Source organism: Mesorhizobium maamorense (assembly GCF_044998965.1).
In the GTDB taxonomy this organism is placed as follows: domain Bacteria; phylum Pseudomonadota; class Alphaproteobacteria; order Rhizobiales; family Rhizobiaceae; genus Mesorhizobium.
Genome location: NZ_CP173356.1, coordinates 757,621 through 771,926 on the forward strand (window position 1 = coordinate 757,621; position 14,306 = coordinate 771,926).

13 protein-coding genes and 2 pseudogenes are annotated in these 14,306 nt (G+C 61.9%); 5 read left to right on the plus strand and 10 right to left on the minus strand.

Annotated elements, in window-relative coordinates; all coding sequences use genetic code 11:
- Nucleotides 1-219: 219 nt before the first annotated feature.
- The gene (locus ACIU1A_RS04015) at nucleotides 220-960 is read right to left on the minus strand and encodes an SDR family oxidoreductase (protein ID WP_404926669.1); all 741 of its coding nucleotides are present in this window, start codon (nucleotides 958-960) and stop codon (nucleotides 220-222) included.
- A 33-nt stretch (nucleotides 961-993) separates the two neighbouring features.
- The gene (locus ACIU1A_RS04020; protein WP_140497359.1) at nucleotides 994-1,206 is read right to left on the minus strand and encodes a 4-oxalocrotonate tautomerase family protein; all 213 of its coding nucleotides are present in this window, start codon (nucleotides 1,204-1,206) and stop codon (nucleotides 994-996) included.
- A 125-nt stretch (nucleotides 1,207-1,331) separates the two neighbouring features.
- On the opposite strand from ACIU1A_RS04020, the gene ACIU1A_RS04025 reads away from it, so the two are divergent.
- Nucleotides 1,332-2,270, plus strand: a complete 939-nt coding sequence (locus ACIU1A_RS04025; protein WP_404926670.1) for a LysR family transcriptional regulator — start codon at nucleotides 1,332-1,334, stop codon at nucleotides 2,268-2,270.
- 53 nt (nucleotides 2,271-2,323) lie between these two features.
- Here ACIU1A_RS04025 and ACIU1A_RS04030 read toward each other — a convergent pair whose 3' ends face one another.
- The 5 genes and pseudogenes from ACIU1A_RS04030 to coxB form a co-directional block, all read right to left on the minus strand.
- Nucleotides 2,324-3,694, minus strand: coding sequence for a cytochrome c (locus ACIU1A_RS04030; RefSeq protein ID WP_140673579.1), 1,371 nt, complete (start codon nucleotides 3,692-3,694; stop codon nucleotides 2,324-2,326).
- A gap of 107 nt (nucleotides 3,695-3,801) precedes the next feature.
- Entirely contained in the window at nucleotides 3,802-4,143 is a 342-nt protein-coding gene (locus ACIU1A_RS04035; RefSeq protein WP_140497365.1) for a hypothetical protein, read from the minus strand.
- A gap of 1 nt (nucleotide 4,144) precedes the next feature.
- Nucleotides 4,145-4,747, minus strand: coding sequence for a cytochrome c oxidase subunit 3 (locus ACIU1A_RS04040; RefSeq protein ID WP_140525143.1), 603 nt, complete (start codon nucleotides 4,745-4,747; stop codon nucleotides 4,145-4,147).
- Nucleotides 4,744-6,686 (minus strand): annotated as a pseudogene (gene ctaD / locus ACIU1A_RS04045) (cytochrome c oxidase subunit I). Before ctaD ends, ACIU1A_RS04040 begins: the two are co-directional and overlap by 4 nt.
- The gene (gene coxB / locus ACIU1A_RS04050) at nucleotides 6,683-7,873 is read right to left on the minus strand and encodes a cytochrome c oxidase subunit II (RefSeq protein WP_404926671.1); all 1,191 of its coding nucleotides are present in this window, start codon (nucleotides 7,871-7,873) and stop codon (nucleotides 6,683-6,685) included. Before coxB ends, ctaD begins: the two are co-directional and overlap by 4 nt.
- Before the next feature lie 153 nt (nucleotides 7,874-8,026).
- On the opposite strand from coxB, the gene ACIU1A_RS04055 reads away from it, so the two are divergent.
- From ACIU1A_RS04055 to ACIU1A_RS04065, 3 genes are all read left to right on the plus strand, one after another.
- Nucleotides 8,027-8,338 (plus strand): hypothetical protein, encoded by a 312-nt coding sequence (locus tag ACIU1A_RS04055; protein WP_404926672.1) that lies wholly within the window; start codon nucleotides 8,027-8,029, stop codon nucleotides 8,336-8,338.
- 383 nt (nucleotides 8,339-8,721) lie between these two features.
- Entirely contained in the window at nucleotides 8,722-10,017 is a 1,296-nt protein-coding gene (locus tag ACIU1A_RS04060; protein WP_140525139.1) for an Nramp family divalent metal transporter, read from the plus strand.
- 85 nt (nucleotides 10,018-10,102) lie between these two features.
- Nucleotides 10,103-10,591: a hypothetical protein gene (locus tag ACIU1A_RS04065; protein WP_140497376.1), complete on the plus strand. Its 489-nt coding sequence runs from the start codon at nucleotides 10,103-10,105 to the stop codon at nucleotides 10,589-10,591.
- 69 nt (nucleotides 10,592-10,660) lie between these two features.
- On the opposite strand, the pseudogene ACIU1A_RS04070 reads toward ACIU1A_RS04065, so the two are convergent.
- Nucleotides 10,661-12,770: pseudogene (locus ACIU1A_RS04070) on the minus strand (catalase).
- Nucleotides 12,771-13,062: 292 nt separating this feature from the next.
- Between ACIU1A_RS04070 and ACIU1A_RS04075 the strand changes: the two are divergent.
- Nucleotides 13,063-13,626 (plus strand): sigma-70 family RNA polymerase sigma factor, encoded by a 564-nt coding sequence (locus ACIU1A_RS04075; protein WP_140498076.1) that lies wholly within the window; start codon nucleotides 13,063-13,065, stop codon nucleotides 13,624-13,626.
- Here the strand turns inward: ACIU1A_RS04075 and ACIU1A_RS04080 are convergent, their stop codons facing one another.
- Both ACIU1A_RS04080 and ACIU1A_RS04085 read right to left on the minus strand, forming a co-directional pair.
- On the minus strand, nucleotides 13,627-13,779 hold the full coding sequence (locus ACIU1A_RS04080; protein WP_181165412.1) for a hypothetical protein: 153 nt from the start codon (nucleotides 13,777-13,779) through the stop codon (nucleotides 13,627-13,629).
- A gap of 185 nt (nucleotides 13,780-13,964) precedes the next feature.
- A complete protein-coding gene (locus tag ACIU1A_RS04085) occupies nucleotides 13,965-14,183 on the minus strand; it encodes a hypothetical protein (RefSeq protein WP_224519089.1) in 219 nt (72 codons plus the stop codon).
- Between the last annotated feature and the right edge of the window lie 123 nt (nucleotides 14,184-14,306).

Consider the following 14,306-nt stretch of genomic DNA (forward strand, 5'->3'; position numbering starts at 1 on the left):
TTCGCGCCTTTCTCCAGAAAGGCGATGTCGAGCATTTGTGGCCGCGGTTGACGGCATGATGAAGCGCGCGTGGGTCTGCATCCCTGCCCAACGAGGACGGCGCGATCGGGTTCCTTGGCATGCGACCATCAGGCCGCTCTTGTCGACCTCCGTCCGAGGCAGCCCGTTCACGGAAAGCCTTCCCCTATCCGAGCCGGACTTGCTTCATGATCCTGTTCCTCAGATGACCCCGCCATTCGCTCGGACGATCTGGCCGTTGATCCAGCCGCTGTCCGGTCCGACCAGCAGGGAGACGACGCGCGCGATGTCGTCGACCTCGCCCAGACGGCCGAGCGGGTTCATATGTTTGATGCGATCGAGCGTCGCCTGATCCTTGCCTTCGAGAAAAAGCTCGGTGGCCACCGGCCCCGGCGCAACCGCGTTGACCGTGATGGCGCGGGATCCCAACTCCTTCGCCAGGATGTGGGTGAGCGCTTCGACGGCGGCCTTGGTGGCCGCATAAACGCCATAGGTCGGCTGGTAGAGTCCGACGACGCTGGTCGAGAAGTTCACGATACGGCCGCCGTCGCGCAGGCGCCTCGCCGCCTCGCGCAGCCCGTTGAACGTGCCCTTGAGATTGATCGCGATGGTCTGATCGAAGCTCGCATCTTCAAACTGAGCGACCGGCGCGAGCTTCATGATGCCGGCATTGTTCACCAGCACGTCGACGCCGCCATGGGCCGCTTCGGCGGAATCGAACATCCGTCTCACAGCTTGGGGGTCGCTGACATCGGCCTGGAAGGAGGTGGCCCGACCGCCGGCCTTTTCGATCTCGTCCACCAGCTTGGCGGCCGCTTTGGTGCTACCTGCATAGTTGACGACGACCGTGAGGCCGTCGCTCGCCAGCCGGCGGGCGATGGCCGCTCCAATGCCACGAGACGCTCCCGTGACGATCGCAACTTTGTTCGTTGAGGTGGTCATTGTCGTTGTTCCTTTGCCGTGTTGTTGCCGATATCAATCCTTCGCTCGATATTCCTGCGGGATCACGAAGACCTCATCGGCGCGGGCGTAACCGCCGTCCTTGACCTCCTCGATCAGGACCATGGTATGCGGCCGAGCGGCCTCGGAGAAATATTCCACGAGCATCGCCGTGGCCCGATGGACGATCTCTTCTTTCTGGGCCCGGTTCAGCGCCGCCTCGGGGACCTTGAAATTGACGAAGGGCATGATCTTCACTCCTGTCGATCTGATGACTTGAATGGTGTGAAGGTAGCCGTTTTTAAAACCAGCACTAGAAGGCCGATTTCAACATCACCATTTCAAAAACCATAACAATCGACTACGAGATGGTCATGGATCGCATCGACGTCATGCGGCTCTTCGTCAGGATCGTCGAGCGTGGGAGCTTTGCTCAGGCCGCGCGGGACCTGCAGGTTCCGCGGCCCACCGCCACCCATGCGGTCCAGCGCCTGGAAGCGGATCTCGGCGTTCGGCTCCTCGAACGAACAACCCGAAATGTGAGGCCGACGCTCGATGGCGCACTCTACCATGAACGCTGTATCCGGCTCCTTGCGGACCTGGATGAGGTGGAGAGCGTCTTCAGGAATGCCGAACCCAAGGGTCCGCTTCGTGTGGATATGCAGGGGACCATCGCGCGGTTTTTCGTCATGCCCGCCTTGCCCGAGTTCATCACGCGCTATCCCGGCATCTCGCTCAGCCTCAGCGAAGGCGACCGGATGGTCGACCTCATCACTGAAGGCGTCGATTGCGTCGTGCGAGCCGGCGAACTGTCCGACTCGTCTCTGATCGGTCGCCGCATAACCGCATTCGAGCAACTCACCCTGGCGAATCCAGCCTATCTTGAACATCACGGCGTCCCTTCAACACCGGATGATCTCGGCGGCCATCGCATGGTTGCCTATACCGCCTCCGCGACAGGGCAGCCGTACCCGCTGGAATTCTATAAGGACGGCGCGGCAAGGGAGGTTCCACTGCCCTACGATATCGTCGTCCGGGGCGCCGAAATCTACACGGCCTCCGGCGTCGCTGGGCTCGGGTTGATACAGGTCCCGCGCTATCGCGTAGAGCATCAGATCGCCACCGGGCAATTGGTTCCGATACTGGAAGCCTTCCCACCACCGCCGATACCCGTATCCGTGCTCTATCCCCAGAGCCGCCATCTGTCTTCGCGGATCAGGGTGTTCATTGATTGGCTGGCGGACGTCTTTCGCGCCCCTCGCGGCGCTGCCGGGAGTTCCTCTCAGAAGGGCTCGGTCGAGATGCCAAACTGAAGCAGTTCATCCCGGAAACGCCGAACGGATACGCCACGCTTCGGCACACCGTCTCATGGCCTGCCCCTCGACACGAATGTGAGATGCCTCTGGTGCATTCTCAGGCGAAGGCGTCTGGCGAGCAGAAGCGCCAGACCAAGCGCAAATACGATGCCGCCCGCCACCAGCGCCTGGGCCGCCAGAACCAGCACCGTCTGCTCTGTCGTCGAGCCTGCCCGCATCTGGCGCACATCGGCTGCCGTGACGCTGACTTGCGGGTTTCCGAAGCGCGCTGTCACATAGTTTGCAAGGGCCGCCACCTGGCCGTCGTCCAGCCAGCCGTCAAAGGCCGCCATCGATTTGCGGCCCGCGACGCCGCCTGCCTTGACGCCTTCAAGGATGGTCATGACGACATTCTCAGGCGAGGTTACGCCGAGCGTGCTGTTGTTGGTCAGTGATGGATAGGTGCCATCCGCCGATCCGCCTCCATTCAGGCCATGACATCCCGAGCAGAGCGACCGGTAGAGATCGTCGCCCACCGCGACCCCGCTGCCCTCCACGCTGGTCTTCGTCCCGGCATCGCGGGCGGCTGCGGGCGGATTGGTCCACGCGAAGCGCGGCCGCTTCTCGTCTCCCGATTGGGCGGGCACGGTCCTGAGATAGGCGACGATGGCATGAATGTCGTCGTCCGAAAGATATTGCAGACTGTTCATGACCGTTTCCGCCATCGGACCGCCCGCATATGCCTTTCCAGGCATGGCGCCGGTCTTGAGAAACCGAAACAGCTCCTCATCGCTCCAGCCGCCTATGCCCGCGATCTTGTCGCCGCTGATGTTGAACGCCTGCCAGATACCGGCGCTGCCGCCGGCAAGCTTGCGATCTTCATCCATGCCGAACGTCGTATTCCTTGGAGTGTGGCAGGCGCCGCAGTGGCCAAGCACCTCCACCAGGTAGGCGCCCCTGTTCCATGCGCCGGTTCGGCTTGGATTTGGTCCGAAGCCGCCGGCGTGGAGGTTGGCAAGTTTCCACAACCAGAGCGTCCAGCGCTGGTTAAATGGAAAGGGCAGTATGTTTGGCGGCGGCGGCTGAGAAATCGGCGCGGTCGTGAGCAGGTAGGCTCGGATCGCGAGCACATCCTCGCGGTTCATCCCGACGAAGCTGTCATATGGCATGGCGGGATAGAGATCGGCCCCGTCGCGTCTGACGCCTTTCTGCACGGCTCGCACGAATTCGTCGGCGGAATAGCGCCCGATGCCTGTGTCGAGGTCCGGTGTGATGTTGGTGGAATAGACATCGCCGAACGGCGTCGGCACCCGATAGCCTCCGGCGAAAGGCCGGCTCGGATTGGACGTGTGGCAGCCGACGCAATCGGCGGCTCGGGCAAGATATTCGCCTTTCTGGATCTCGTTCGCCCGCAGCGGCGTGCCAGGCGCCAGCGACGCCATGACGGCCGCGACTACACGTAGGAGAACGGCGAGGAACGGAACGCTCGCAGCAGGCCACCGCAAACGCTGCCCATGGCGGATGACCGCTCGTCGGCTCCGCTGCACAGTCACAGTTCGCATCCGCTGAAGATCAATCCGGCCGCCATTTGCGCCAGCATGACGAGCGTGAACAGGGCCCCGATGCCTACCGAAGTCCTGGCCAGAAACGCGCGCGTGCGCGCCTTCAGGGGCGGGCTCGTGCCGTGCCCTGGATCATGAACGGCGCGCCATGACGACAGGACGCCCAGCGCCGCGACGGCGGCGCCTGTCAGCGAGAACAGAACAGTGGGCCGAAACCCGGCGTCGCATTGCCAATATGCGATTGAATAGTCGAGCTGCAGCGATATCGCCCACGCCGTTGGTCCGGTGGCCATGCCTGCCCAGGAAACGCCCGTGCGGATCGCCTGCATGTTACATCCTCGGAACCCAGTAGATTACGAGATAGAGCACGACCCATGAGACGACCACGAAGTCCCAGTAGAAGGCATTGTCCGACACGTCGCTGAAGTGGCGTCCGGTGTTGCCTTTCTTGGTGAACATGAGAACGGCGAGCACGATCGTGTCCCCGACATCGGTGAGGAGGTGTGTCGTGTGCAGGCCGAGCAGGAACCAGACGATCGACCCGTAGGCGTTCTGGTCCCAGGAGATCCGGAGCGCGGGAAATTCCCAGATGCGCACGATCAGGGGAAGAATTCCGGCGATCGACATGACGACGATGCCGATGCGCACCTTCACAAGGTCCTGCCGCCGCGCCCAAAGATCGATCAGACGGTTGGGGACGGCGCTGGCAAGCAGAATGATCAATATTGCCGTGCCCGGCAGGAGGTCGGGTGCTGGCGCTCCGATCGGCCAATGCCGCGCCTGCACAGCCAGGTAGAAATAGGTGCCGATCGCCAGGGCAAAACCGGTTGCTTCAAGGGTGATGAAGGCCACCGTTCCCCACCAGATCGGGCTTGCCGATCCAAAATCATAGGTGGGCAGGTGGCTGACGTCGACGGTTGGCCGGTGTCTCATTCTTCGTCCTCCGGCTCGCCTTTCGGCCAGAACCAGCAGATAAAGCCGATCGAGACCGGTATCGCGCCCCAGACCACCGCCCATGGCGTGTAAATCGAGCCCAGAAACGCGCCACCCACGGCGACGGCCGAGAGCAGCGGCCAGATCGAGTTGTCGCCCGATGGCACGCGCAGTTGCGGCACCGCATCGGCGACCGTGCCGGCAAGCACTTCGCGCGCATCGACGCGCAGGCCCTCGACCACCGGGAGTATGTCGGGTTCGGCCCAGAGCGGCTCGCGATGGGGCACCACTGGCAGGCGCGAAAAATCGTAGGAAGGTGGCGGCGACGTCGTTGCCCATTCCAGTGTGCTCGCCCCCCAGGGATTGTCTCCCGCGAGGCGACCGTTGCGAAGGCTGAGCAGCATGTTCAGGACGAGAAGCGCGAAGCCGGCGAACACCACCAGCGACGAGATGCTGATGAACAGGTTCGTGCCGCCCCAGCCGCTCGCCGGCGGATAGGTGTAGACGCGCCGGGGCATGCCTTGCAAGCCAAGGATGTGCATCGGGAAGAAGGTGAGATTGAAGCCGATGAAGACAAGCCAGAAATTCCAGCGGCCGAGCCTTTCGGACAGCATGCGGCCAGTGATCTTGGGAAACCAGTAGTAGACGGCGCCGAGCAGGGGAAGACGGCGCCGCCGACCAGCACATAGTGGAAATGCGCGACGACGAAATAGGTGTCGTGCACCTGCAGGTCGAGCGGCACCGAGGCGACCATGACTCCGGTCAGCCCGCCAATCACGAAGGTGAAAATGAAGCCGAGCACGAAAAGCAGCGGCGTGGCAAAAATCGGCCGGCCGCCCCAGATCGTCGCGATCCAGCAGAAGATCTGGATGCCGCTCGGAATGGCGATCATCATCGAGGAGGCGGTGAAGAAGCTTTCGCCGAGCTGCGGCAGGCCCGTGGCGAACATATGGTGCACCCACAGGCCGAAGGAAAGAAATCCGATCGCGATCAGCGACAGCACGATCCCGAGATAGCCGAAGACGGGGCGGCGCACGAAGGTCGGCAGGATTGCCGAGACGAAGCCGGTCGCGGGAAGGAAGATGATATAGACCTCCGGGTGGCCGAAGAACCAGAACAGGTGCTGCCAGAGCAGCGCGTCGCCCCCCGCCGCCGGGTCGAAGAACCTGGTGCCGACCAGCCGGTCGAGGATCAGCATCGTGCTCGACACCATCACGGCGGGCATGGCGAACAATATGATGAAAGCCATGACGAGGACCGACCAGACATAGAGCGGGATGCGATCGAGCGACATGCCAGGGGCGCGCTGCTTGAACACAGTCGCGATGATCTCGACGGCGACCGCGAGTGCGGACACTTCGGTGTAGGTCACCATCTGCGCCCAGAAATCGGGACGCTTGCCGATCCCATATTCAGGTCCGGCGAGCGGCACGTAGGAAAACCAGCCGGCATCCGCGCCCGTGTCGAAAGCGAAGGCGACCCAGATCATCAACCCGCCTGAGAGGTAGACCCAGTAGCTGAAGGCGTTGAGCCGCGGGAAGGCGACGTTTCGGGTGCCGATCATCAGCGGCACCAGGTAGATGGCGAACGCTTCCATGACCGGTACGGCGAACAGGAACATCATCGTCGTGCCATGCATGGTGAAGAGCTGGTTGTAGAGATCGGGGCCGATATGGCGTGCCTCCGGCGTGGCAAGCTGGAACCGCATGGCAAGTGCCGACAGGCCTGCAAGGGCGAGGAACAGGAAGGCCGTCACCATATAGCGCCGGGCGATCAGCTTGTGGTCGACCGTGACCAGCCAACCATAGAGGCCGTTCGGCGTCCGCCAGGCATGCGCCAGATAGTCGTGCAGTCTTGCCTCGTCGAGCCCGGTGTCGCGGATGCCTTTCAGGGCCGCTTCCTGTTTTCGCCTAGCCGTCTTCCCGGCAACGCCACTCATTCAAGACTTCCAAGATAGGCGACGACCGCACGAAGATCGTCGGCGCTGAGAGCAATGCGCGGCATCTTCGCGCCGGGTTTTATGGATTGCGGATCGGCGATCCACGCGGCGAGCGCGCCGGGTGTCATGGCCAGCGTGTCGGCGGCCAATGCACGCCGGTTTGCGAGATGGGTAAGGTCGGGCCCGACCGCTCCCTTGGCCGGCGTCCCCCTTATCGTGTGGCAGAGCGCGCAACCGGTGGAAAGAAAAGCCCGCTGGCCGCGGCGTTCCTCCTCGCTGGCAGGCGCGATGGCGGCGGCGTCTTGTCTGGACCGCCATGCCTCGAACGCTTCGCGGCTTTCCGCGATGACGGTGACGGCCATGTGAGCATGCTGGTAGCCGCAGAACTCGGCGCACTGGCCGCGATAGATACCAGGCCTGTCGGCAATGAGGGTGATCTCGCTCGGCCGGCCCGGAATGAGGTCCCTTTTACCGGCGAGGCTTGGCACCCAGAAGCTGTGAATGACATCGGTCGAATCGAGTTCCACCTTTACCCGTTCGCCGATGGGAAGATGGATCTCGTTCGCCGTGACAATCATGCGCGACCGATCATCGTTGGGATAGCGTATTTCCCACCACCATTGATGCCCTGTGATGCGGATGGTGAGCGTCTCCTTTCCGCCCAGCGAGGCAATGGATTTGCCGGCGAAGAAGCTCGTTATCGTCAGCGCGGCGAGAACCAGCACGGTCGCCGCGACGGCGCTTCCGACCGCGCGGCTATACCTGTGCTCCTGATGGCTGTCGATGACCAGCGGCGGGGGTCCTGCTTGTGCCCGGCGCTGATGGAAGAGCGCCATTGCCAAGGCCAGCATGACGAGCAGCCAGGTGATGGTCGCCACCGCGCCAAAAGACCAGATGAGATCGAGAATCGCACGGGCATTCGCACCACGTGCGTGGAGTGCGGATTGCCAGCCGCAGCACCCGCTCAGGACCGGTGCCGAGACCACTGTAGACGCGAGGCCGAGCCATTTCAGGACGCCTGGAAGACGGCTGCCGGACGTGCTTCGAGCTGGACGTGCAAAGGCGGACGCAATGGGCCATTGCCGCCGTTGCCGCAGGCGGATGGACGGGCCCGTGCATCTTGCCATGTGAAATCCCCATGGATGCCAAGGCGATAACGCGAATCGCTGTAAAAGGATGCTTGGCAACGATGGCCGGCTTTTTCTCCGCCATGCGATTGGCGCCGGGCCGATGCTTGCGCGCCGGGAGCGCAACCAAATGGCGGATATGTCCGTTTCTCCAGGCAAAGGCGCGGGACGCGCATCGGACGGTTCCACGCCGCGAAAGCTTAGGAACTAGCCATGAGCAACACAGACAAAACGGCCGGCGGAAATCGAAGCGTCGCAGGCAAGGACGATCGCAGCCAGGACGCGACGCGCAACGACCGCCGAGGCAGGGAAGAGACGCGGCAGGAACAGGCTGCGGACAGCCATCCGGAAGAGGATCCGGCGGAGGGCTCTCGCCAAACGGTCGAGCACGAGTTGGACAGGCTGGATCGGTCGGGGCCCAGCGCCTCGCAATCCGCGGGCGAGGGCCAGGTGGAACGCGCGCGTGAGGAGCTGCGGAAGCAGGTCAGCGAAGAGACGCAATTACCGGGACGAGGTTCCGCCTGACAGCGGCTGTGGATCGCCCCGCGGTTGGCTTTTTGTTTCGATTCTTCGGTGTCAGACGGCACGCAGGTCGTGTCGGGCCTGCCGTCTTCCGCTTTCCCGGATCCAGAGCGCCGCCCCGCCATAGATCAGGCCGGCTAGGGGAAGGTGCGGGTGAAGAGCCTCACCGCACTCTTTTCGACCGTCGGCCCCAGGCATATCCATGTCGATTTCAAGGCGATGCGGCTCCAGCCGCATCAAGGCGGGCGCTGCGTTTCATTGGCGGTTGGCTTCCACAGGAACAAAAAGCTTGACCGGAGGTTCGAACCTCAATCTCGGCATCGGCACTTGGTCGGAACAATCGACATGATTTTTTCCCGTGTGGCCTCGTTGGACACGCATCTCCCATGAGTGGAGCAGCTGACGATGCCGGCCGAAGCGAGGGAGAGCGAAAAGACGGCGGCATCACACGCGCTCTCGGGCTCGGACTGATCACTGGGGCGGCTGACGATGATTGCTCGGCCATTGGCACCTATGCGAGTGCCGGAGCCCGGTTCGGGCCCGACCTTTTGTGGACGGCTCCTGTCACTCTCCCGATGATGTACATCGTCGTCTATCTCTCGTCCAAACTTGGCCAGGTGTCGGGCCGTGGTCTTTTCAAGGTCATTTCCGATTTCTATCCGCGTTGGCTGCTGTGGTCCGTGCTGGTGGGCGTGCTGATCGGCAACACGATCGAGGCAGCCGCCGACCTTGGCGCGATGTCGGCGGCTGTCGTGCTGTTCGTTCCGCTGCCTTCAAACTCGGTCGTCATCGGTGTCGCGATGATTATTTTTGCCTTGCAGATGTTCGGATCCTACAAGCTAATCCGCAACATATTCCGATGGTTGGCACTGGCCCTGCTCGCCTATGTGGTCTCCGCTGTGCTCGCCAAGCCGGATGTGGTCTCGGTGCTGCGCGGCACCTTGCTGCCGAAAATCGAGTTCAGCCGCGAATATCTGTCCATCATCGTCGCCATCATCGGCACGACGCTGTCCGCCTATCTCTACACCTGGCAGTCCAATCAGGAGGTGGAGGAGGAGATCGCCAAGGGCAGGACGAGCCTCGAAGAGCGCAAGGGAGCCACCGAGGGTGAACTCCGCCGGTCCCGGCGCGATATCCTGATCGGCATGATCTTTTCCAACCTGATCATGTATTTCATCATCCTCTCGACCGGATCGACGCTGTACGAGGCGGGGCATACCCAGATCGAAACGGCAGCGCAGGCGGCCGAAGCGCTGCGGCCGCTTGCGGGCGACGCGGCCGGAATTCTCTTTGCGGCCGGGGTGATCGGCGTCGGCTTCCTGGCGGTGCCGGTCATGACTGCCGGCGCCGCTTTCGATTTCGCCCAGGCGATGGGGTGGAAGAATGGCTTGAATGCCAAGCCCCGGCATGCGCCCAAATTCTACATCGCGACGGGAGTGATCACCCTGGTGGCGGTGGGTCTCAATTTCTTTGGCTTCAACCCGATGAAAGCCTTGGTCTGGTCCGGCATCGTGCAGGGTTTTTCGACGCCACCTCTGCTGCTTCTCATGCTCATCATGACCAACAATCGCAAGATCATGGGCGACAAGGTCAACAGCAGGGCCACCAACATTCTGGGCGGCGTGACGACCATAGCGGTCTTTGCGGCGTCCGCGGGACTGGTGGCGACGTGGTTCATGTAGTTCGCCGGCGCGGAAGGACGTTCAGGCGCAGTGGAACATCCACGGTCAACTCTCGTTGAAATGCGTGTGAGAGAAAGGGCTGTCCATGTCAAAGCTCCAAGCCGCCACTCAAGAGCATTTAGAGCAACTGAGACTCGAGGCTTCGGCTCGCTTCGCCCCGATGATGCTGCATGAGGCATTGTTGCGTCTTTCCCGGGCCTGCGGGGGTGATAGCCTTGCCCGGTTCGAGAAAGCCATGGTCGATCAGATCGAGGCGACCAAGGACGATCGAGCCGATTTCGAGGCAATCAAGGAATTCGCGATCGAACAGCTTTATGCCTGGATCAGGAACGCGAACGAATCGCCGGATAAGAAGCAACCGCTGGAAAAGATAGAGGACCGCAGAACCCCCGGCCGCTCGGAAGAGCCGCAAACGCTGGAGGATCAGCTGCAGGCCGGTCTGGAAGATTCCTTTCCCGCAAGCGACCCGCCAGCGGTGGTGTCCACCTCCATTCCAGGCGGAGCCAAGAAGCTGGTCGGAACCGACGAAGTGCTGAGAAAACAGCGGGAGGCCAAGGAGCAAGACCGCCCCTAGCCCGCACCGACTGGAATCCCGCTGGCCGAACCGCCGCTCACGGACGGGAATCCGTGCCGGTCGATAGCGTCACAGCTTGACGGCCGCTTCCCGGGCCCACAGCCGCAGCTTGCGGCAAGCCTGCACGAATGTGTTGGCGGAGGCTGCGGAGTCCAGCCGCATCAATCCCTCATCGGCATCGGCTGCGACGCCTGCCTTGGCCAGGAGAGGCGCGGCTCCCGGTGTGAAGCCGATGAATTTGCAATGCGCAAAGGCATCCGACACGAAGTCCTTCGCGGCTGCCTCCTTGACCAACAACTCGGCGCCCGGCTCGGACAGGAGCAGTACCACGGCGTCGAACAGGACCGACGGACCGCCGTCGATCATGTGTCTGGCTTCGATGTGGGTGCCGTCTGCGGCCTCGACGCCGCCCACCTTGGGCGCTATCACCTCCATGACCGCGCCTTCCGTTTCGATGGCCGAGCGAAGTTGTTCGAAAAGGGCCGTGTCGGCCCCGTCGCTCAGCAAGACGCCGACCTTGCGGCCTTTGAAACTGTCGGGGCCGTTCTCGATAATGCTGAGAGCCGGAGACGGCGGCAGGTCGTCGCGCGGCGGGACGGCGGCCTCGGCGGGGTCGGGCATGTTTCGAATGCCAAGCTTGTCGGCGACTTGAGTCGCCAGCGTTTCGTCTATGTTCAGCAGATGCGCCACCATGCGTTCGCGGATCGCCGGTGCCTGCACCTTGCTCAATTCGAATGTCAGCGCCATGGCGATATGGCGTTGCTCCGGCGCTGTCTGGCTGTTGAAGAATTGCCGCGCTTGGCTGTAGTGGTCGGCGAAGCTCTCCGCCCGCAGACGCACCTTCTGCCCCTCTTCGGCGTCGGCGAAAGAGCGGAAGCCGCGTTGCGGATCCTCGCGGGGACCCGATCGCCACGAATTCGGCTCATAGTTGGCGCGGCCGACCGGGTTGTGCATGGCCATGTGCCCGTCCTGCTGAAAATGTGCGAAGGGGCATTTCGGAGCGTTGATTGGAATATGGGTGAAGTTCGGGCTGCCCAGCCGCTTCAACTGGGTGTCGAGATAAGAGAAGTTGCGGCCCTGCAGAAGCGGGTCGTTGGAGAAGTCGATCCCGGGTGGCACGTTCTGGGTCATGAATGCAACCTGCTCGGTCTCGGCGAAGAAATTGTCCGGCATACGGTCGAGCACCAGCCGCCCGACCGGGATTGGCTCAATGATCTCTTCAGGGATGATCTTCGTGGCGTCCAAGATGTCGAAGTCGAAGCTGTCGGCAAAATCCTGGTCGAACAATTGCACCGTCAGCTCCCATTCCGGGAAGTTTCCTGACTGGATCGCTTCCCACAGGTCGCGGCGGTGGAAGTCGGGATCGGCGCCATTGATCTTGACCGCTTCGTTCCAGATCACCGACTGCATGCCGAGTTTCGGCTTCCAGATGAATTTGACGAATGTGGATTCGTCGTCGGCATTGACGAGGCGGAACGTGTGGACGCCAAAGCCTTGCATGAAACGGAAGGAGCGCGGTATCGCTCGATCCGACATGATCCACATGACCATGTGCATCGATTCCGGCATCAGGCTGATGAAATCCCAGAAATTGTCATGTGCGGTCTGGGCCTGCGGGAAAGCCCGGTCTGGCTCCTGCTTGGCAGCATGGATGAGGTCCGGAAATTTGATGGCGTCCTGGATGAAGAACACGGGAATATTGTTGCCGACGAGGTCCCAATTGCCTTCTTTGGTGTAGAGCTTGACGGCAAAGCCGCGCACGTCTCGGGCGAGGTCGAACGAGCCCTTGTTGCCGGCAACCGTCGAGAACCGCACGAAGGCAGGCGTCTTTTCGCCGGCGCGCTGGAAAATGTCGGCACGCGTGTATTTGGCCAGCGATTCATAAGTCTCGAAATAGCCATGAGCGCCGTAACCACGGGCATGCACCACCCTTTCCGGGATGCGTTCGTGATCGAAGTGGAAGATCTTCTCGAAAGTGGGAGTCCTCGATCAGAGACGGTCCGCGCTCGCCAGTCCGCAATGTGTTCTGGTCGTCGGAGACAGGCGTTCCCAGGGCAGTCGTGAGAACAGGCGTGTCGGCTTCCGCGATCTGGTGCAATTCGCCGCCATTTCCGCGCGCGGCATTCTGATCGTGCATACGCGCCGATTTGGGAGCTGAACGGTGTGCGGATTTGGCCATGATTTTTTCCTCGATTGACGCCCGTGGGCTGACTTGGCTCAAGGCGCCGAACTGCCGGTGCATGGCTTTGTTCCCGCACAACGGCGCGTCGCGCCTATCCTAAGCCAGCGCGAACACGCTGGTGGACGGCGCGCAAGGGGGCGCGGCCGCAGCAGGATCGTTCGGCCGCATCAGAATTTTCTGGAGAGTTGTCTTCAACGCCCGGAACGATACAAACGTCCATGCATTTAGCTGGGGTCTGCATTCATACTTCTTTCTGGGAGCTGGACCATTGTCAGGCGAAGGCTATCTTTTGGCCGACCAGGAAACCCATGAAGTTTCCATCGTTGACCTGATACCCGCGCTACGGGCTTTCGCGCGCACCTTCTGCCGTATCCCCGACGATGCCGACGATCTGGTGCAGGAGACGTTGACGAAGGGCCTTGCCAACATCGACAAGTTCGAACCCGGCACGCGCATGAAGTCGTGGCTCTTCACCATCATGCGCAACACCTACTACACCCGGGTCAAGGTCGCGGCCAGGGAAGCGCCTGGCCTGCTCGACTGCGCGTCCTCGAGGCCGATTTCGGAAGCCACACAGGAATGGACCGTTCAGAGCAAGGAAGTTCACGGCGCCATCCAGAGGCTCCCTGAACACCAGCGCGAGGTGCTGATGCTGATCGGCGTCCTAGGTGTCAGCTATGAGGAGACGGCCGAGATATGTGGCTGTGCGGTGGGAACGGTCAAAAGCCGGCTCAACCGTGCCCGCGCCGCCGTTCTTGAGTTCCTGGGGGAGAGTTCGCTGCAGACGCTGATGGAAAGACGAAATCATCTGTCGGACGGGCAGATCGATATCGATGCCGACAGCCGCAGATAGTCAGTTCTTTATGTCGCGCCGGCGTTTCGCAAGGAGCGCGTTTTGCAGTTCGATCGCCAGTCTGGTCAAGCGATCAGGAACCTTTTCCTGCTCGATCGCGATCAGCAGAGAGGCAATCTCCTGATCCATCGCCATTCCTGCGCGCGGGTCCATTCTATCATCGCTCGAACGAGACATCGTATTCCCTGGCTGGATGGACGGCAGTCCGTCATCCTATTGTGATGACAAGCAACCGCCATTACAAGGAGATGCCCGGTGCCGAAACCGTTGCCGGCAGCCCTTGCACAGGTTTTTCTTCCACTCTCGATTGCCGAGGTCACAGATCCACTGCGGCGCTTTCAGTCCTTCGGCAATCGATTTGCGGCATGATCCTGATATTGATCGGACTTGATCTGATTGCCGTCCAGGCCGCGTTCCTCGCTGTGCTGCTTCTTGTCCCTGTTGGATAAAACGGCATTCTCTTCGATCTTGTCCTTGGCCAGTTCGGTCATTGCTCCGGCGCCGGCCCCTTTGCCGTGGCTGCCACGGCCGATATGTTTCTTGCTGCCGGATGCCATGCTGTCCTCCTTCGAATTGGCGCCGCTCTTCAGCGTCGCTGTGTTCGACGCCCGAACTGGCATTGACTGGTAATGTTCCGTCACGCCGGCAAGCAGGAAGGCGTCGCCGTCCCACAGCCGAAA